We start from the raw sequence: 17,943 nt of genomic DNA on the forward strand, positions 1-17,943 counted from the left end.
ACGATGCCGGCCATCGCACACTGCGACAGCAGCCCGCATCGCGACCCGGATCATGCCTGCACACGACGGCGCGCCCATCCGCTGCAACACCCACCCGCGCATCGCCGCGCGATTCGCCCTAGCATCGGAGCTTCGTCCTGCCGGGGAACCTTGCCGATGCCACGTCTTGCCACTGCGCTGCTGTGCGCCTGTATCGCCCTGCCCGTCGCCGCCCTTGCGCAGGAGGCGCAGCGCAGCGAGGTCACCGTCGCTGCGACCACGCTGCAGTCCAAGGTCGTCGACTGGCGCCGTGACATCCACCAGCACCCCGAGCTGTCCAACCGCGAAACCCGCACCGCGGCCAAGGTTGCCGAGCATCTGCGCGGGCTCGGCCTCGAGCCGCGCACCGGCATCGCCCATCACGGCGTGACGGCGGTGCTCAAGGGCGGTCGTCCCGGGCCGCGGCTCGCACTGCGCGCGGACATGGACGCGCTGCCGGTGACCGAGGAAACCGGCCTGCCGTTCGCCTCCACCGTGACCGACACCTACCGCGGCCAGACCACCGGCGTGATGCACGCCTGTGGCCACGATGCGCATACCGCGATCCTGATGGGCGTCGCCGAAGCGCTGGTGGGCATGCGCGAGCAGCTGGCCGGCGAGATCCTGTTCGTGTTCCAGCCCGCCGAGGAAGGCGCGCCCGAAGGCGAGGAAGGCGGCGCCGGCCTGATGCTGAAGGAAGGCGTGTTCGCCGACTTCAAGCCCGACGCGGTGTTCGGCCTGCATGTCTTCAGCACGCTCAACGCCAACCAGATCGGCGTGCGCGCCGGCCCGACGATGGCCGCGTCCGACCGCTTCGGCATGACCGTCATCGGCCGCCAGACCCATGGTTCGCGGCCCTGGGGCGGCGTGGATCCGATCGTCGCCGCGGCGCAGATCGTCAACCAGTCGCAGGCGATCGTCAGCCGGCAGATGGACATCAGCAAGCAGCCGGTCGTCGTGACCTTCGGCGCGATCAACGGCGGCATCCGCTACAACATCATTCCCGATTCGGTGGAACTGGTCGGCACCATCCGCAGCTTCGACGAGGACATGCGCGCCGATGTCTTCAAGCGCCTGACCTCGATCGCCGAACACGTGGCCGCCGCCAACGGCGCCACGGTGGAGACGCAGATCCCGGCCGAAGACGGCAATCCGGTCACCTTCAACGACGAAGCACTGACCGCGCGCATGCGCGCCAGCCTGCAGGCCGCATCGGGCGCGGAGCCGGTGGTCGACATGCCGCTGATCATGGGCGCCGAGGATTTCTCGCTGTACGCGCGCGAGGTGCCGGGCCTGTTCTTCTTCGTCGGCGCGACGCCCGTGGGCCGCGATGCCGCGTCCGCGCCGAGCAACCATTCGCCGCAGTTCGATGTCGACGAGGCCGCGCTCGATCTCGGCCTGCGCGCGATGCTGCAGGCGACGCTGGACTATCTCGACACTCCGGCCGGCTGAGCCACTTCTCTTCGAGGCGCCCACCATGCACATCCGTCCCGTGTTTGCCGCCGCCCTTGCCGCCCTGCTGGGCGCCGCGCCTGTCGCGGCGTCGGAGCTGTACCGCGTGGACACCGAACTGCAGCACGACGGCGTCGCCCTCGGCGCGCCGTCGCTGGTCGTCCGCGCGGGCGAAGCGGGCACGGTGGGGATCTCCGGCGCGGACGGCTACACGCTGACCGTCCGCGTCCGTCCGGACGCCGGTGACGCCCTGCGCGTCGACGGCGAAGTGGCCCGCACGGCCTCCGACGCGCCGCCGGACACCTTCGCGATGGTGGTCGTTCCCGGACAGACGGCGCAGCTGGACGCCGGCGCCCTCGGCATCGCGCTGACGGTCACGCCGACCGTGCCCGGAACGCGCTGAGCCGCTGCACCGCCGCGGCGTGACCGTGCGCGGGCGGACTGCAGCGCGCGGCGCGCCCTGCTCGCGATACGCGGTCGCTGCACCCGGGTCCGGCGCAGCCGCCCGATAGAATGGGCGCATGAGCACTCCCCAGGATTCCAGCCTCGGCCGCAGCGTCGCCTATCCGGACCATTACGACGCGGCGCTGCTGTTCCCCATCCCACGCGCACCGGCGCGCGCCGAACTCGGTCTCGATGCGGCCGCCGCGCTGCCGTTCGCCGGCCACGACCGCTGGCATGCCTACGAACTGGGCTGGCTCGACGGCCGCGGCAAGCCCGTCGTCGCCACCGCGACCCTGACCGTGCCGGCGGATTCGCCGCATCTGGTCGAGTCGAAATCGCTGAAGCTGTATCTCAACTCGCTCAACAGCAGCCGCTTCGACGACGCCGAAGCCGCGCGCACGCGCATCGCCGCCGATGTCTCGGCTGCGGCCGGTGCGCCCGTGGAGATCGCGTTCGGGCTGCCTGCGTTCGGCACCGACGCCGCGCACGACGTGATCGACCTCGACGCGCTCGACATCGACATCGACGACTACGGCCCGCCGAATCCCGCGCACCTGCGCATCGCCGATACCGCGCCCGTGCGCGAGCGTCTGGTCTCGCAGCTGCTGAAGTCCAATTGCCCGGTGACCGGCCAGCCCGACTGGGCCAGCGTGCACATCGACTGGGACGGGCCGCGGCTCGACCCTGCCGGCCTGCTGCGCTACCTGGTGTCCTACCGCGACCACGCCGGGTTCCACGAGCAGTGCGTGGAAGGCATCTTCCTCGACCTGGTGCGCCTGGCCGCGCCGCGCGCGGTGTCGGTGGAAGCGCGTTACACGCGCCGCGGCGGCCTGGACATCAATCCCTGGCGCGCGACGCCGGGCCATGCGCCGACGCCGGTCTGCCGCGAACTGCGCCAGTAGGCGCGATGGTTTCTTAACGCCGCGGGTGGGAGCCTGCCGCCTCGATCCACCGCGAGGTTCCCCCGATGACCGGTTCCAGGCCCCCCAGCCACGATGCGCCCGACTTCTCCCGCGTCACCGGCAGCGTCCGCGGCGCGGAGACGGTCTCGAATGACGCCGCGCCCACTTCCGTGCGCACCCACGTCGTCAAGAAGGGCGACACCCTGTCGACGATCGCCCAGCAGACCTATGGCAAGGCCGGGCGCTGGACCGACATCTACGCCGCGAACCGCGACATCCTCGACGATCCCGACTGCATCCACGCCGGTCAGGTACTGCAGCTGCCGGCCGACTGAGTTGATCGCCTGCGCGCCTGCCGATTCCCGCATCCCGTTCCGGAGCGTTCCATGACCCGACCCGCGCTTGTTCCGCTGTCCGCCGCCCTCGCCGCCACGCTGCTGCTGGCCGCCTGCAACCGTGATGCCCCCGCGCCCGCGACGCCGCCGCCGGCTGCGCCTGCACCCGCGCCTGCGCCGGAACCCGAACCGCCGGCACCGGCCACCGTCACCGGCGTCGAACTGGGCAATGCGGTCGATGCCGAGAACCGGGTCACCACGCCGGCATCGGAGTTCGCGACCACCGATACCATCCACGCCTCGGTCGCCACCGATGGCGGCAGCGCCGCGCGGCTGACCGCCCGCTGGACCTATGGCGAGGCGGACCAGCTGGTGCGCAGCACCGATGCCGACGTGCTGGCCGGCCCGCAGGTCGTCGCCTTCGACATCCAGCATCCGGAAGGCTGGCCCACCGGCGCCTACACGCTGGAAGTGCTGCTAGACGGCACCGTGGTGGAGACGCGCGAGTTCGCGGTGAAGTAAAGCCGCCCGTCCGTTGCACGTTCGACAGGCGCGGCATGTCCGCGCCTGTCGCGTTTCCGGCGCACGACGACCGTCTCCGCACGCGCGCCGTGCTGTCCCGTATGTCTCCCGCGACAGACATCGCCTTTCCCCGCCGCCGCCAACGCGCGACAATCCCCGGGCTGCGTCTTCCGCGCACGAGGCTGTGTGCCTCGCGATGCGCGGATGCGCCGGCGCACGCGGCCACTGGATGCCGCAACGCGCGCCGGCCACGCACTCCCCCCGCTTCCAGACGAGACACGCCCGCATGTCCGATACGCCGAAGATCCTCTACACGCTCACCGACGAAGCCCCGTACCTGGCGACGCAGTCGCTGCTGCCGATCGTGGAGGCGTTCACCAAACCGGCAGGCATCGCGGTCGAAACGCGCGACATCTCGCTGGCCGGCCGCATCCTGGCGCAGTTTCCGGACGTGCTGACCGACGATCAGAAGATCGGCGACCACCTCGCCGAACTCGGCCAGCTGGCGACCACGCCGGAAGCCAACATCATCAAGCTGCCCAACATCAGCGCCTCGGTGCCGCAGCTGAAAGCGGCGATCAAGGAACTGCAGGGCCAGGGCTATGCGCTGCCGGATTACCCGGACGTGCCCAAGACCGATGCCGAGACCGACATCAAGGCGCGCTTCGACCGCACCAAGGGCAGCGCGGTGAATCCGGTGCTGCGCGAAGGCAACTCGGACCGCCGCGCACCGAAGTCGGTGAAGGCGTTCGCGCGCAAGCATCCGCACCGCATGGGCAAGTGGGCCAGCGATTCGAAGTCGCACGTCGCGCACATGAGCGAAGGTGATTTCTACGGCAGCGAACGTTCGGCGACGCTGGAGAAGGCCGGCGCGCTGAAGATCGAACTCGTCGGCAGCGACGGCGCGACCACCGTGCTCAAGGATGCGGTGAAGGTGCAGGCCGGCGAGATCGTCGATGCCGCGGTGATGTCGCGCAAGGCGCTGTCGAGCTTCATCGAAGCGCAGATCGAAGATGCGAAGGCACAGGGCGTGCTGTTCTCGCTGCACCTCAAGGCGACGATGATGAAGGTCTCCGACCCGATCATGTTCGGCATCGTCGTGCAGGCGTTCTACCGTGACGTGCTGACCAAGTACGCCGATGCGCTGGCCCAGGTCGGCTTCGATGCCAACAACGGCATCGGCGATCTGTACGCGCGCATCCAGACCCTGCCGCAGGACCAGCAGGACGCGATCCGCGCCGACATCGACGCGCTCTACGCCACGCGCCCGAAGCTTGCGATGGTCAATTCCGACAAGGGCATCACCAACCTGCACGTGCCGTCCGACGTCATCGTCGACGCCTCGATGCCGGCGATGATCCGCGACTCGGGCGGCATGTGGAACGCCGAAGGCAAGCTGCAGGACGCCAAGGCTGTGATCCCGGACCGTTGCTACGCCGACGTGTTCCAGGCGGTCATCGACGACTGCAAGACCCACGGCGCGCTCGACCCGACGACGATGGGCTCGGTGCCCAACGTCGGCCTGATGGCGCAGAAGGCCGAGGAATACGGCAGCCACGACAAGACCTTCCAGATCCCCGGCGACGGCACCGTGCGCGTCACCGATGGCGACGGCAATGTGGTGTTCGAGCAGGCGGTCGAGAGCGGCGACATCTGGCGCATGTGCCAGACCAAGGACGCGCCGATCCAGGACTGGGTGAAGCTCGCCGTGAACCGCGCGCGCCTGTCGGAAACGCCGGCCGTGTTCTGGCTCGACAAGCGCCGCGCGCACGACGCGCAGGTGATCGCCAAGGTCGAGACGTATCTGAAGGACCACGACACCGCCGGTCTGGACCTGCGCGTACTGCCGCCGGTCGAAGCGACGACGTTCTCGCTCGAGCGCATCCGAAAGGGCGAAGACACGATCTCGGTCACCGGCAACGTGCTGCGCGATTACCTGACCGACCTGTTCCCGATCATGGAGCTGGGCACCAGCGCGAAGATGCTGTCGATCGTGCCGCTGATGGCCGGTGGCGGCCTGTTCGAAACCGGCGCGGGCGGCTCGGCGCCCAAGCACGTGCAGCAGTTCGTCGAAGAGAACTACCTGCGCTGGGATTCGCTCGGCGAATTCCTCGCGCTGGCCGCGTCGCTCGAACATCTCGGCAACGCCTACGACAACAAGAAGGCCAAGGTCCTGGCCGCCGCGCTCGACGTCGCCAATGGCCGCATCCTCGACGAGAACCGCTCGCCGGCGCGCAAGGTCGGCGAACTCGACAACCGCGGCAGCCACTTCTACCTCGCCCAGTACTGGGCGCAGGCCCTGGCCGACCAGAACGACGACGCCGACCTGAAGGCGACGTTCGCACCGGTGGCGAAGGCGCTGACGGACGGCGAAGCGACGATCCTGTCCGAACTCAACGGCGCGCAGGGCAAGCCGGTGGAGATCGGTGGTTACTACCATCCGGATCTGGCGAAGGTGATCGAGGCAATGCGCCCGAGCCAGACGCTCAATGCGGCGATCGATTCGCTCAAGCAGTAAGCTTTCGCTTCAACGTGTGATCGACAGGCCCGCTTCGGCGGGTCTGTTGCGTTGTGAGGGGCGGATCTGCTATCCGGGGATTGCCCGGTGCGTGCGTGGGTCGCGCGGAGTGCGCCGATACGGCTTGGCGAGCACAGATTTCTGCACGTCATCCTGTTCGGCGTCGGCGCGCGCGGTCGAGGGCTGCTTCGGTGTTGCCTTGGCTTCTGCTTCCGCGGCTTGGCCAGGCGCGCTACGTCACCGTCTACGACGACTTCGCCCATCACCCGACCGCAATCGCGATTTCGGCCTTGGCTTCGGCTTCGGCTTCGGCTTCGGCTTCGGCTTCGGCTTCGGCTTCGGCTGGCAATGATGTGCCGCTGCGCTCACAAGACCCGTAGGGCGCCGCACATGGATGTGCGGCGTTTTCCGACCGAGGCAGGATGCCGAGTCGGAAAATCCCGGAATGCCCTCCGTCGTGGGGCTGCTCCGTCGGGGAAACGGCACTTTCTTTTGGTTACTTTTCTTTGGGCCAACAAAGAAAAGTGACCCGCTCGCCGGCAGGCGAGAGGAGGCACTGCTTCTGCTCCTGCTCGCCGCAGGCGATGCTAAGGCAGCTTCGAACGCTTTCGTCCGCTGGCGCGGCCGAGTTCATTTCTTTTGGTGGACGCCAAAAGAAACGGAACCAAAGAAAAACGTCTCCCCGACGAGGCACATCCGGCCCTTCATCTGTTCCGGGATTTTTCGACTCGCCATCCTGGCTCGATCGAAAAACGCCGCACATCCATGTGCGGCGCCCTTCGGGTCAGTGTTGTCAGTGGGAGCGTCATCGCTCATGAAGATCACGAGCACAACCAAGAGCAAAGCAAAGACAACGGCAACGGCAACGGCAACGGCAACGGCAACGGTTACGGTAAGCCTGCTCTCGCCGCCAACCGCACCGCGACAGCAACCGGCGGCATCTCCGTGACGACAGATACAACCGAATCACACCCTCGCGCAAACCGAGACAGATTCCGCCAAAGCCGCAGATCAATCCGCAATCTTCACCAGCAACTTCCCGAAATTCTTCCCCTCCAGCATCCCGATCAACGCCTCCGGCGCGTTCTCCAGTCCCTCGACCACATCCTCCCGATACCGGACGCGCCCATCACGCAACCACTGCCCCATCTCGCGCACGAACTCCGGATACAGCGCGATGAAATCGTGCTGGATGAAACCGCGCACCGTCAGATGCCGGCTGAGGATCAGCGACATCAGCTGCGACACGCGATCGGGTCCGGGCGCCGGGCCGGTGGCGTTGTAATGCGCGACCAGGCCGCACACCGGGATGCGCGCGAAATCGTTGAGCAGCGGCATCACCGCGTCGAACACCTTGCCGCCGACGTTCTCGAAATAGACGTCGATGCCGTCCGGGCAGGCCGCGGCCAGCTGTTCGGCGAAATCGTCGGCGCGATGGTCGAGTGCGACGTCGAAGCCGAGTTCGTGCTTGACGTGCGCGACCTTGTCCGGTCCGCCGGCGATGCCGACGACGCGGGTGCCGCGCAGTTTCGCGATCTGGCCGACCGTCGCGCCGACCGGGCCGCTGGCGGCCGCGACCACCAGGGTTTCGCCGTGCTGCGGCTTGCCGATCTCGTGCAGGCCGGCGTAGGCGGTGAAGCCGGGCATGCCGTGCACGCCGAGCGCGGTCTGCAGCGGCAGGCCGGCGGGATCGAGCTTGCGGCGCAGCGCCTCGCCGTCGACCAAGGCGTGGGTCTGCCAGCCGGCGTGTGCGAGCACGATGTCGCCCGGCGACCACGCCGGATGCAGCGAATGCACCACCTCCGATACGGTGCCGCCATCCATGACGGCGTCGACTTCGACCGGCGCGGCGTAGGAGCGCCCGGCGTTCATGCGGCCGCGCATGTACGGATCCAGCGACAGCCAGCGGTTGCGCAGCAGCACCTGGCCGTTGCGCGGCGTCGGCATGGGCGCGTGTTCGATGCGGAAGTTCTGCGCGGTCGGCGCCCCTTCGGGGCGCGCGGCCAGCACGATGCGGGTGATGGCGTCGCTCGTCATGGTCGAAGATCCTGGAAGGCGTGCGTGCAGCATGCGCCCGCACGCGACAGCGGCATGTGCAGGCTCAGCCGCCGCTGCTGGCGCCATCCAGCGCGGCGATGTCGGCTTTCGACAGGCACAGTGCGCGCGCCGCGGCGAGTTCGCGCAGCTGGGCGACGCTGGTCGCGCTGACGATCGGCGCGCTGAGGCCGGGCCGCGCGATCAACCACGCCAGTGCGACCTGCGCGACCGTGGCCGCGTGCCGGCTGGCGACATCGTCGAGTGCGGACAGCACGCGTTTGCCGCGTGGATTGAGGTAACGCGCCACCACCTGCGCGCCGCGCGCGGGACTCTTCGCGGCATCGGCCTCGCTGCGGTACTTGCCGCTGAGAAAACCGCTGGCCAGCGAGTAGTAGCTGATGACACCCAGCCCCTGCGCGCGCGCCAGCGGCTCCAGCTCGGCCTCGTAGCCGGCGCGGTCGACGAGGTTGTATTCGGGCTGCAGCGTCTCGTAGCGCGGCAGGCCGTGGCGGTGCGAGACCTCCAGCGCTTCGGCGAGGCGCGCGGCCGAATAGTTGGACGCGCCGATCGCACGCACCTTGCCCTGCTCGATCAGGCGCGAGAACGCGCCGAGCGTGTCGGCCAGCGGCACCGTGGGATCGTCGGCGTGCGCCTGGTAGAGATCGATGACATCGGTCTGCAGGCGGCGCAGCGAGTCCTCGCACGCAGCCTGGATGTTCGCCGGCGACAGGCCCGCACGCGGGCCCCACTTGCCGACCTTGGTGGCCAGCACCACGCGGCTGCGCTGGCCGCTGCGCGTGAGCCAGCGGCCGATCAGCGTTTCCGATTCGCCGCCCGTGTTGACGTCGACCCACGCCGAATAGACGTCGGCGGTGTCGACGAACTGGACACCGAGCCCGACGCATTCGTCGAGCAGCGCATGCGTCGCGGCTTCGTCCGCGCTCCAGCCGAACACGTTGCCGCCGAACGCCAGGGGTGAAATCGTCAGTCCGGAGCGTCCGAGTGCACGTTCGGCCATGGTCGGGTCCTGTCGCGAAGGGCGGCCAGCATAGGCACGCCACTGCACGCAGTGCGTGCAGCGCGCGCGCAAAACAGTGTTCCGCGTCGGCCATGCGGCCCCCCGCACACGCCCACCAGCCGCGGCAGGCCGCGCTTGTGGCACCCTTGCGCCACCTTCGGTTCCGGAGTTTCCCGATCATGCAACGCAGCCTCCTGCTGGGCGCCGCCCTGCTCGCCCTCACCGCGTGCAGCGGCCCGCAGACCCGCGCCGACACCGCGTCCGATGTGGACGCCGGTCATGCCGCCCGTCTCGACACCGTGCTGGCCGGCGACTGGCGCAGCGCGGACAACCGCGCCCGCGATGCCGCGCGCCATCCTGCCGAGACGCTGCGCTTCTTCGGCGTGCGCCCGGGACAGACGGTCATCGAGATCACCCCCGGCAGCGGTGCGTGGTATGCCGAGATCCTGGCGCCGTATCTGCACGACAGCGGCCAGTACATCGGCGCGATGGTCGATCCGGCGGCCGCTGCCGAGGGCCGCGCACGCGACTACCAGCAGGCCCAGCGCGACGGGCTGCAGGCCCGCTTCGACGCGGCGCCCGCGCAGTTCGGCAGCGCGCGCATGGTCGCCTACGATCCGGCCGCGCCGGTGTTCGGACCTGCCGGCTCGGCCGACGTGGTGCTGACCTTCCGCAACGTGCACAACTGGCGCATGTCGGGCCAGGCCGAGGCGATGTTCAAGGGGTTCTATGACGTGCTGCGTCCGGGCGGTGTGCTCGGCGTGGTCGAACACCGCGCGCGCACCGATGTGGCCGACGACGACCGCAGCGGCTACGTCGGCCAGGCCCAGGTCATCGCCCTCGCCCAGGCCGCGGGCTTCCGCGTCGACGGCAGCAGCGAGATCAACGCCAACCCGCGCGACACCCGCGACCATCCCAACGGCGTGTGGACACTGCCGCCGACCAACCGCCACGAACCGCAGGACGCCGCGCGCTACTCGGCCATCGGCGAAAGCGACCGGATGACGCTGCGGTTTGTGAAGCCGTGAAAAGCCGTGATTGGTGATTCGTGATTGGTGATTCGTAGAAGCCGGTCTTCTGCGACCGGTTGCGCAGATCGCCAGCCCGAAGCGCGTTTCCTGGGCGCCGAGGGGACATGAGAAAGCTGCGATCCAGCCGTTTTTTCGAATCACGAATCACCAATCCCCGAATCACGTCCCATGCTTGTCGCTTTCAACAAACCCCACGGCGTGCTGTGCCAGTTCACCGACCGCAGCACGCCGCCGCGGCCGACGCTGGCCGGGTTCGGGCTGCCACCCGGGGTCTACCCGGCGGGCCGGCTCGACCATGACAGCGAAGGTCTGCTGCTGCTGACCGACGACGGTCCGCTGGCCCACCGCATCACCGATCCGCGGCACAAGGCGCCCAAGACCTATCGCGTGCAGGTCGAGGGCGCGCCCACCGCGGCGCAGCTGCAGCGCCTGCGCGACGGGGTCGTCCTCAACGACGGGCCGACCCGCCCCGCACAGGCGCAGCAGATCGATCCACCGGCGCTGTGGCCGCGCGACCCGCCGGTGCGGATGCGCAAGACCGTGCCCGATGCCTGGCTCGAACTCGTCATCCACGAAGGCCGCAACCGGCAGGTGCGCCGCATGACCGCGGCGGTGGGCCTGCCCACGCTGCGCCTGGTGCGGGTGGCGATCGGCGACTGGTCGCTGGACGCGCTGGCGCCCGGCGAATGGCGGATACTGGCGACCTGACGGAAGCGCGATAGCGCACGGCGCGGCCGTGTTCATTCTGCTACCGTCTCCGACGCGTTTTCACCCCGTTTTCGTCATGCCCGCGCCCCGGGCGACACCTGGACCATGCCGAACCAAGCCAACGCCAGCGGTCGCATCCTCGTCGTCGACGACCAACCCGCGAACCTGCGCGTGGTGAGTTCGTTGCTGAGCCGTCACGGCTACGAGGTGGTGACCGCGATCGACGGCGCCGAGGCGCTGGCGAAGCTGCCGGACCTGCGTCCGGACCTGGTGCTGCTCGACATGCTGATGCCGAACATGGACGGCTTCGCGCTGCTCGGCGAGATCAAGCAGAATCCGGACCTGCTGCGCCTGCCGGTGGTGTTCCTCACCGTGGCCCAGGACCGCGAACTGCTGTTGCGCGCGTTCGATGCCGGCGCGGTCGACTACGTCACCAAGCCCTTCATGCCCGAGGAACTGCTGGCGCGCGTCAACGCGCACGTCGGGCTGAAGCAGACGCGCGACCGCCTGGAGCGCATCGCGCGCGAACGCCAGGAGCTGGTGAACCTGGTCGCGCACGATCTGAAGAATCCGCTGTCGAGCATCTGGTTCGCCAGCGACATGCTGATCAAGGGCGAGACCAAGCCCGAGCGCGTACCGCGCTATCACAAGATGATCCACGAGAGTGCCGAGGATGCGCTGGGTTACATCCGCCGCTATCTCGAAACCCAGGACACCTCGCGCAAGGAGGCCGAGGCCCGCCAGGTCACGCCGCTGCGCGACGTGCTGAACTGGCTGGTCGACCGCTACGCGCTGCAGTTCGAGGACCGCGGCGTGCAGTTGCAGGCGCGTGCGCCCGACGTGGCGCCGATGGTCGCGGTCGACACCCTGGTGCTGCGCCAGGTGGCCGAGAACCTGATCACCAACACGATCAAGTACGCGCCCGACAGCGACGTCGACATCTCGCTGCGCGGCGGTGGTGCCGGTTTCTGGCAGCTGCTGGTCGAAGACCGCGGCCCGGGTATCGCGCGCGACCTGCAGCACGCCCTGTTCCGTCCGTTCCAGCGCCTGGCGCATGCGGACACGGACGACGGCCGCTCCAGCGGCCTGGGCCTGTCGCTGGCCAAGCAGATCATCGTCAACCTGGGCGGTCAGCTCTGGTACGAGGACCGCGAGGGCGGCGGCGCGCGCTTCATCATCGAACTGCCCGAAGCCAGCGCCGATCGCGTGCTGGCCGCGGACCCGGACGAGGATCCGGAGGACGACATCGAGTTCGACGTCGACATGGCCGGCGGTCGCCGCGCCGATTGAGTGCTGCCGGCGCGCTCAGCGCGCCGTGTCGTCGCCGAACCGTGACCCGAAGAAATCGCCCGCGTTCCAGCGCGGCGCATCCGCATCGTTTCCGATCACCCGGCTGATCGCGGCGCTCATCTGCGCCAGACGCGCGGCATCCGCGTACTGGATCGGCAGATCCACCTGGTCGCAGGGACGGTGATAGCAGTTGCGCAGGAACCAGGTCGCCGCGACCTTCGGATCCTGGTTGTCGTTGGCGGGCGCGACGCCGGCATCGAGATAGATCGCCGGCACGCCCGCGCGCACGAAGGCGTACTGGTCGCTGCGCACGAAGGCCACTTCCTCGGGGAAGGGATCGGGCGAGACCTCGACGCCGATTTCGGCCGCGGCGCGGTCCACGGCCGATTTCAGCGTGGAATGCTCGACGCCGATCGCGACGACATCGCGCGTGGGCGCGGTCAGCACCGGCATGTCGATGTTGATGTTGGCGACCGCGCGGCCGACCGCGGCGGTGGGATAGCGCGCCAGCCAGGTCGCGCCGAGCAGGCCCTGCTCCTCGCCGGTCAGCGCGGCGAAGACCACCGAACGCCCCGGCGCCTGCTCGGCCTCGCGCAGTTCGCGGGCGGCCTCGAGCATGATCGCCACGCCCAGCGCGTTGTCGATCGCGCCGTTGTAGAGCGTGTCGCCGTCGACCGCCGGGCCGATGCCGATGTGATCGAGATGCGCGGTGTGCACGATGCTCTGACCGGCCAGCGCGGGATCGCGCCCGGGCAGCCGCGCCAGCACGTTGCGCGATTCCAGGCGGTCGATGCGCGTGCGGTTGGCGAGGGTCATGCGGCCGGGCAGCGCAAACGGGGCGAGCGTGCCCGCGCGCGCGGCATCGAACAGTTCCGCAGCGGTGCGCGGGCCGTCGGCGAACACCAGATCGGCCGCCGTCGCCGCGACGCGCGCGCTGGCACGCAGCTGCGGAAACCCGTCGACCGCTGCACCGCTGCTGCCGCGCAGGCGCATCGACGGCTGGTTCCAGCGCTCGGCGATACGCACCCACGGCTGGCCGGCCTCGTCGGCGGCGGTGTTGACCATCAGCAGGCCGACCGCGCCGCGCGCGGCCACGGCCTCGGCCTTGGAATGGCTGGCGCTGTAGTGCGCGCGCTGGGTCGGCGGGAAGGTGTCGGGGGCGCCGCCGAAGACCACGGCGATGCGGCCGCGCAGATCGATGCCGCGGAAGTCGTCATGGCCGAGTTCCGGCGCATCGATCGCCTGGCCCACGAACACCGCCGGTGCGGTCACGGTGCCGTCGGCGGCGTTGAAGTTGGGCAGCGGCAGGAACTGCTCGCCGAAGCGCAGCCGGATCGTGCGCCCGTTGCGCGTGATGTCGAGCCGCGCGCCGTCGCGCACGACGATGGCGCGGGTCAGCGGCACACGCTGGAACCACTGGCCGTCGTCGCCGGCCGGCTCCAGGCCCATCGCCTCGAAGCGTGCGGCCACGTGCCGGCTGGCGAGGTCGTAGCCCGCGCTGCCGGTGAGCCGGCCTTCCATGCCGTCGTCGGCCAGCACGCGCACATCGGCTTCGATGCGCTGTCCGGCCGGCGTGTCGTTGGCGACCGCAGGCGCGTCGGGCATCGGAGCGCCCGCCGCGGGCGCAACCGGTTCGCGGTCGCAGGCCACCAGCAGCAGCGCAGCACAGAAGGACAGGACGACGCGTGACATGGCGGGCTCCGGAGCGAGGCGGCGACGTTAACACGCGTCCCGCGCGACCTCAGGCCGGGAGCACCAGCCCGGCGACGACCAGCAACCAGCCGACGACGCCGATCGCCAGCCAGAATCCGTTGGCCCAGCCCAGTCGCTGGTTGCCTGCGCCCGTCGGATCGCCGCAGGCCAGGTTGGCCGCCGCCTGGATGCGCATCAGCACCAGGGCGATGGGGACGAGCGACGCCAGCGCGAGCAGACCCGTCGCCGGCGTGCCGATGCCGCGCCCGTCGAGACGGCCCAGCACCGTGCTGCCGACCTCGAGCACGATGTAGACCGTCGCCAGCGTCGCCGGCGACCAGACATGGCGCTGGCGCTGCACCTTCAGCGCGGTCTCGATGCGCTCGGTCAGCGCATGCACGAAGAAGATCGAGAAGATCGCCCGCGGCACCGGCCAGATCGTCTCCGCGCGTCCCTGCCGGTACTGCTGCCAGTGGGTGTAGAACCAGAACACGCCGTAGAGGCCGAACGTCGCGAAGAACAGCAGATGGAACTTGGTCGACGCGACGACGTAGAACGGCCGCGTGGCGGCGGCGGCATCCGGCTCGACCGGAGCGCTCACGGCAATAGGCGGGGCGTAGAGATTGTGCGGTGTCGCGTCCATGCGCATCCTTGCGATCGGGTCCAGGTCGCGACGCTAGCACGCGCACGCGGCGCCCGACCGGCCGCTGCTAAGGTGCGGCGATGTTCGATCTCCACCAGGTGCATCGCCACTACGCCCGCGGCGCGGGCCTGGACGGCATCGACCTGCACATCGCACCCGGACGGACGACCGCGCTGATCGGGCCAAGCGGTGCCGGCAAGTCGACCCTGCTGCGCATGCTGGTCGGCCTGGAATGGCCCGACCGCGGCGAGGTGCGGTTCGAAGGCGCACCGCTGCAGCGCGCGCAACTGCCCGCGCTGCGCCGGCGCATCGGCTACGTGATCCAGGAAGGCGGGCTGTTTCCGCATCTCGATGCCACCGGCAACATCGCGCTGCTGGCGCGCACCCTGGGCTGGTCGCGTGCGCGCATCGATGCGCGCGTCGGCGAACTGGCCGCGCTGTGCCAGTTGCCGGCCGACGCACTGCGGCGCTACCCGGCAGAACTCTCCGGCGGCCAGCGCCAGCGCGTCGGCCTGATCCGCGCGCTGATGCTCGATCCCGACGTGCTGCTGCTCGACGAACCGCTGGGCGCGCTGGACCCGATCGTCCGCCACGATCTGCAGACCCAGATGCGCGCGCTGTTCGAACGCCTCGGCAAGACCGTGGTGCTGGTCACCCACGACGTCGCCGAAGCGGCGTGGTTTGCCGACACCGTGGTGCTGCTGCGCGACGGCCGCATCGTGCAGCAGGGCCCGGCGCGCACGCTGCTGGACGCACCCGCCGACGATTTCGTCGCCGCCTTCATGCACGCGCAGCGCAGCGTCGACGAGGCCGCGGGATGAGCGCCGCCGCGCGCCGCATCGTCGCGCTGCTGTGCCTGCTGGTCGCCGGCGCGCAGGCGCAGGCGGCGGAGACGGTGACGGTCGGTTCGAAGAACTTCACCGAAGGCGTGCTGCTGGGCGAGGTGGCGACACTGGCCGTGCGCGAGGCCGGCGTGGACGCGCGGCATCGGCGCCAGCTCGGCGGCACCCGCATCCTGTGGCGCGCGCTGCTCGAAGGCGACATCGACGCCTACGCCGAATACACCGGCACGCTGGCCGACGAGCTGCTGCGCATGCCCGGCGCCGATCGCGCCGCGCTGGCGGCCGCGCTGGCGCGCGACGGCGTGGCGATGACCGCGCCGCTGGGGTTCGACAACAGTTATGCGATCGGCATGCGCCGCGACCGCGCCGAGGCGCTCGGCATCCGCATGCTGTCCGACCTCACCGCGCATCCGCAGCTGCGCCTAGGACTGAGCAACGAGTTCGTCTCGCGCGCCGATGGCTGGCCGGGCCTGCGCGCCGCCTACGGCCTGCCGCAGCGGCCCGATGGCCTGGATCACGACCTCGCCTACCGCGCGCTGGCCTCGGGTGCGATCGATGCGACCGACCTCTACGCCACCGACGCCGAGATTCCGTACTACGACCTGGTGGTGCTGGACGACGACCGCGACTACTTCCCGTCCTACGCCGCGGTGCTGCTGTACCGCGCGGATCTGGCGACACGCGCGCCGGCCGCGGTCGCCGCGCTGCGCGGACTCGAAGGCCGCATCGACGCGACGACGATGCAGCGCCTCAACGGCCGGGTGAAGCTGGAACGCGCGCCGGACGCCACGGTGGCGGCGGACTGGCTGGGACTCGACACGGACACCACCGCCGTCGACGGCCGCGCGACGCGGCTCTGGCAGCGCACGCGCGAACATCTGGTGCTGGTCGGCGTGTCGCTGGGCGCGGCGCTGCTGGTCGCGCTGCCGCTGGGCGTGCTGGCCGCGCGGCGTCCGCGGCTTGGCCAGGCGGTGCTGACGCTGACCGGCCTGCTGCAGACGCTGCCGTCGCTGGCGGTCTTCGTCTTCATGATTCCGCTGTTCGGCATCGGCGCCGGACCGGCGATCGCCGCGCTGTTCCTCTACAGCCTGCTGCCGATCGTGCGCAACACGCACGCCGGTCTGACCGGCATCCCGCGCGAACTGCGCGAGACCGCGTCGGCGATCGGTCTGCCACCGGCGACGCGCCTGTTCCGCGTGGAACTGCCGCTGGCGCTGCGCACGATCCTCGCCGGCATCAAGACCGCGGCGGTGATCAATGTCGGCACCGCGACCCTCGGCGCGCTGATCGGCGCCGGCGGTTACGGCCAGCCGATCCTCACCGGCATCCGCCTCGACGACCTCGGTCTGATCCTCGAAGGCGCGGTCCCGGCGGCCGTGCTGGCGCTGACGGTGCAGGGTCTGTTCGAACTGGTCGAACGCGGTCTGACGCCGCGCGGGCTGCGGCTCGCGGCGCGGCGCTGAGCGACCGCCAGGCGCACATCGCGGCGAGACCCAGAAGTCAGCCCGCGGTCGCAGCCGCCGCGCGACCGCGTGCGGTCAGTCGGGCGTCGGCGGCCGCGACGCATCGTCGCGCGACGCATCCCGGCGGGGAAACTCGATCACCACACCGCGTGACGCCTGCGGCCGGTCCCACAGCACCGGCACGCGCTGCGGCGCGGGCGGCTCGAAGGTCTCGCGTGCTTCGAGCGCGGCGCGTGCGGCTTCCTCTTCCTCGATCTCCCAGCTGTAGCGTTTGCGCGGCGGCACGGGATCGGCGTAGCGGAACCAGAACGCGGCCAGCACGCCGCCGATTGCGCCGCCCATGTGCGACTGCCAGGACACGCCCGGCTCCTGCGGCAGGATCGTCAGCAGCATGCCGCCGTAGAACAGGAACGCGATCATACCGGCCGCGATCGACGGCCGGTCGCGCCGCAGCAGGCCGAGCACGAACACCAGGAACATGAGGCCGTGGGTGACGCCGCTGGCGCCGAGATGGTGCGAGCCGGGATTGCCCATCAGCCAGGCGCCGAGGCCCGAGCCCAGCCACATCAGCGGCAGGCCGCGCAGCGTCGCCTTCGGATACACCGCCAGTGCCAGCGAGCCGAGCAGCAGCAGTGCGCTGCCGTTGGCGATCAGGTGTTCGGGCGAGCCGTGCAGCAGCGGCGCGGTGAGCACGCCGATCAGTCCGGACCAGTCGCCCGGACGTACCGCGAGCGGCCGCCAGTCGAACGCGGCCTGCAGGCCGAACGCGATCACCAGCAGCAGCACGGCGCCGACGCTGGCCTTGAGCGCGGTGGACAGCCGGCGGCGGTCGAGCCGGCGCTGGGCTTCGGGATCGGCGGGGGAATCGGGACTGTCGAGATGCATGCGACAAGGATGGCGCCGGTTCGGCGGGATACAAGCCGGCGGCCCGCAGCCGCCTGTCCGAACGGACGATGACGCATGCGAGGTTCCGTGACCGCATCGGACGCGGCGGCAGGGGCACGGGTGCTAGGGTTGCGCGGCTTCGC

17 protein-coding genes are annotated in these 17,943 nt (G+C 70.0%); 12 read left to right on the forward strand and 5 right to left on the reverse strand.

The window, feature by feature from the left end:
- Positions 1 to 156: 156 nt before the first annotated feature.
- The 7 genes from AC3A5K_RS13005 to AC3A5K_RS13035 all read left to right on the forward strand — a co-directional run bounded on the left by AC3A5K_RS13005 (position 157) and on the right by AC3A5K_RS13035 (position 6,543).
- Positions 157 to 1,470, forward strand: coding sequence for an amidohydrolase (locus tag AC3A5K_RS13005; protein ID WP_487617966.1), 1,314 nt, complete (start codon positions 157 to 159; stop codon positions 1,468 to 1,470).
- A 25-nt stretch (positions 1,471 to 1,495) separates the two neighbouring features.
- Entirely contained in the window at positions 1,496 to 1,873 is a 378-nt protein-coding gene (locus AC3A5K_RS13010; RefSeq protein WP_487617967.1) for a hypothetical protein, read from the forward strand.
- 118 nt (positions 1,874 to 1,991) lie between these two features.
- A complete protein-coding gene (queF, locus tag AC3A5K_RS13015; protein ID WP_487617968.1) occupies positions 1,992 to 2,816 on the forward strand; it encodes an NADPH-dependent 7-cyano-7-deazaguanine reductase QueF in 825 nt (274 codons plus the stop codon).
- A gap of 65 nt (positions 2,817 to 2,881) precedes the next feature.
- A complete protein-coding gene (locus tag AC3A5K_RS13020; RefSeq protein WP_487617969.1) occupies positions 2,882 to 3,151 on the forward strand; it encodes a LysM peptidoglycan-binding domain-containing protein in 270 nt (89 codons plus the stop codon).
- 51 nt (positions 3,152 to 3,202) lie between these two features.
- A complete protein-coding gene (locus AC3A5K_RS13025; RefSeq protein ID WP_487617970.1) occupies positions 3,203 to 3,673 on the forward strand; it encodes a hypothetical protein in 471 nt (156 codons plus the stop codon).
- A 286-nt stretch (positions 3,674 to 3,959) separates the two neighbouring features.
- The gene (locus AC3A5K_RS13030; protein WP_487617971.1) at positions 3,960 to 6,191 is read left to right on the forward strand and encodes an NADP-dependent isocitrate dehydrogenase; all 2,232 of its coding nucleotides are present in this window, start codon (positions 3,960 to 3,962) and stop codon (positions 6,189 to 6,191) included.
- A 124-nt stretch (positions 6,192 to 6,315) separates the two neighbouring features.
- A complete protein-coding gene (locus AC3A5K_RS13035; protein ID WP_487617972.1) occupies positions 6,316 to 6,543 on the forward strand; it encodes a hypothetical protein in 228 nt (75 codons plus the stop codon).
- 659 nt (positions 6,544 to 7,202) lie between these two features.
- Here AC3A5K_RS13035 and AC3A5K_RS13040 read toward each other — a convergent pair.
- Complete coding sequence (locus AC3A5K_RS13040) at positions 7,203 to 8,228, reverse strand: NADP-dependent oxidoreductase (RefSeq protein WP_487617973.1); 1,026 nt, start codon at positions 8,226 to 8,228, stop codon at positions 7,203 to 7,205.
- Positions 8,229 to 8,292: 64 nt separating this feature from the next.
- Positions 8,293 to 9,246, reverse strand: coding sequence for an aldo/keto reductase (locus tag AC3A5K_RS13045; protein WP_487617974.1), 954 nt, complete (start codon positions 9,244 to 9,246; stop codon positions 8,293 to 8,295).
- A gap of 176 nt (positions 9,247 to 9,422) precedes the next feature.
- Here AC3A5K_RS13045 and AC3A5K_RS13050 point away from each other — a divergent pair, with 176 nt between their 5' ends.
- The 3 genes from AC3A5K_RS13050 to AC3A5K_RS13060 all read left to right on the forward strand — a co-directional run bounded on the left by AC3A5K_RS13050 (position 9,423) and on the right by AC3A5K_RS13060 (position 12,275).
- Positions 9,423 to 10,274 carry a class I SAM-dependent methyltransferase gene (locus AC3A5K_RS13050; RefSeq protein WP_487618209.1) on the forward strand — a complete coding sequence of 284 codons (852 nt, stop codon included), beginning with the start codon at positions 9,423 to 9,425 and terminating at the stop codon, positions 10,272 to 10,274.
- Positions 10,275 to 10,445: 171 nt separating this feature from the next.
- Positions 10,446 to 10,985, forward strand: coding sequence for a pseudouridine synthase (locus AC3A5K_RS13055; RefSeq protein WP_487617975.1), 540 nt, complete (start codon positions 10,446 to 10,448; stop codon positions 10,983 to 10,985).
- Positions 10,986 to 11,090: 105 nt separating this feature from the next.
- Entirely contained in the window at positions 11,091 to 12,275 is a 1,185-nt protein-coding gene (locus AC3A5K_RS13060) for a hybrid sensor histidine kinase/response regulator (protein ID WP_487617976.1), read from the forward strand.
- Between the two features lie 15 nt (positions 12,276 to 12,290).
- On the opposite strand, the gene AC3A5K_RS13065 is transcribed toward AC3A5K_RS13060, so the two are convergent.
- Together AC3A5K_RS13065 and AC3A5K_RS13070 are read right to left on the reverse strand one after the other, a co-directional pair.
- Entirely contained in the window at positions 12,291 to 13,967 is a 1,677-nt protein-coding gene (locus AC3A5K_RS13065) for a M28 family metallopeptidase (RefSeq protein WP_487617977.1), read from the reverse strand.
- A gap of 49 nt (positions 13,968 to 14,016) precedes the next feature.
- Positions 14,017 to 14,610 (reverse strand): hypothetical protein, encoded by a 594-nt coding sequence (locus AC3A5K_RS13070; protein ID WP_487617978.1) that lies wholly within the window; start codon positions 14,608 to 14,610, stop codon positions 14,017 to 14,019.
- Positions 14,611 to 14,690: 80 nt separating this feature from the next.
- On the opposite strand from AC3A5K_RS13070, the gene AC3A5K_RS13075 reads away from it, so the two are divergent.
- Both AC3A5K_RS13075 and AC3A5K_RS13080 read left to right on the forward strand, forming a co-directional pair.
- On the forward strand, positions 14,691 to 15,431 hold the full coding sequence (locus tag AC3A5K_RS13075) for an ATP-binding cassette domain-containing protein (RefSeq protein ID WP_487617979.1): 741 nt from the start codon (positions 14,691 to 14,693) through the stop codon (positions 15,429 to 15,431).
- Positions 15,428 to 16,915 carry a glycine betaine ABC transporter substrate-binding protein gene (locus tag AC3A5K_RS13080; RefSeq protein ID WP_487617980.1) on the forward strand — a complete coding sequence of 496 codons (1,488 nt, stop codon included), beginning with the start codon at positions 15,428 to 15,430 and terminating at the stop codon, positions 16,913 to 16,915. Before AC3A5K_RS13075 ends, AC3A5K_RS13080 begins: the two co-directional genes overlap by 4 nt.
- Before the next feature lie 75 nt (positions 16,916 to 16,990).
- Here the strand turns inward: AC3A5K_RS13080 and AC3A5K_RS13085 are convergent, their stop codons facing one another.
- A complete protein-coding gene (locus tag AC3A5K_RS13085) occupies positions 16,991 to 17,800 on the reverse strand; it encodes a rhomboid family intramembrane serine protease (protein WP_487617981.1) in 810 nt (269 codons plus the stop codon).
- Positions 17,801 to 17,943: the final 143 nt, after the last annotated feature.

Source organism: Luteimonas sp. Soil_C_5, assembly GCF_057656615.1.

What these genes read in the sequence shown, in the direction of transcription:
- AC3A5K_RS13005 (WP_487617966.1), top strand. Translation starts at nt 157, where the DNA reads ATGCCACGTCTTGCCACTGCGCTGCTGTGCGCCTGTATCGCCCTGCCC.
- AC3A5K_RS13010 (WP_487617967.1), top strand. Translation starts at nt 1,496, where the DNA reads ATGCACATCCGTCCCGTGTTTGCCGCCGCCCTTGCCGCCCTGCTGGGC.
- queF (WP_487617968.1), top strand. Translation starts at nt 1,992, where the DNA reads ATGAGCACTCCCCAGGATTCCAGCCTCGGCCGCAGCGTCGCCTATCCG.
- AC3A5K_RS13020 (WP_487617969.1), top strand. Translation starts at nt 2,882, where the DNA reads ATGACCGGTTCCAGGCCCCCCAGCCACGATGCGCCCGACTTCTCCCGC.
- AC3A5K_RS13025 (WP_487617970.1), top strand. Translation starts at nt 3,203, where the DNA reads ATGACCCGACCCGCGCTTGTTCCGCTGTCCGCCGCCCTCGCCGCCACG.
- AC3A5K_RS13030 (WP_487617971.1), top strand. Translation starts at nt 3,960, where the DNA reads ATGTCCGATACGCCGAAGATCCTCTACACGCTCACCGACGAAGCCCCG.
- AC3A5K_RS13040 (WP_487617973.1), bottom strand. Translation starts at nt 8,228, where the DNA reads ATGACGAGCGACGCCATCACCCGCATCGTGCTGGCCGCGCGCCCCGAA.
- AC3A5K_RS13045 (WP_487617974.1), bottom strand. Translation starts at nt 9,246, where the DNA reads ATGGCCGAACGTGCACTCGGACGCTCCGGACTGACGATTTCACCCCTG.
- AC3A5K_RS13055 (WP_487617975.1), top strand. Translation starts at nt 10,446, where the DNA reads ATGCTTGTCGCTTTCAACAAACCCCACGGCGTGCTGTGCCAGTTCACC.
- AC3A5K_RS13060 (WP_487617976.1), top strand. Translation starts at nt 11,091, where the DNA reads ATGCCGAACCAAGCCAACGCCAGCGGTCGCATCCTCGTCGTCGACGAC.
- AC3A5K_RS13065 (WP_487617977.1), bottom strand. Translation starts at nt 13,967, where the DNA reads ATGTCACGCGTCGTCCTGTCCTTCTGTGCTGCGCTGCTGCTGGTGGCC.
- AC3A5K_RS13070 (WP_487617978.1), bottom strand. Translation starts at nt 14,610, where the DNA reads ATGGACGCGACACCGCACAATCTCTACGCCCCGCCTATTGCCGTGAGC.
- AC3A5K_RS13075 (WP_487617979.1), top strand. Translation starts at nt 14,691, where the DNA reads ATGTTCGATCTCCACCAGGTGCATCGCCACTACGCCCGCGGCGCGGGC.
- AC3A5K_RS13080 (WP_487617980.1), top strand. Translation starts at nt 15,428, where the DNA reads ATGAGCGCCGCCGCGCGCCGCATCGTCGCGCTGCTGTGCCTGCTGGTC.
- AC3A5K_RS13085 (WP_487617981.1), bottom strand. Translation starts at nt 17,800, where the DNA reads ATGCATCTCGACAGTCCCGATTCCCCCGCCGATCCCGAAGCCCAGCGC.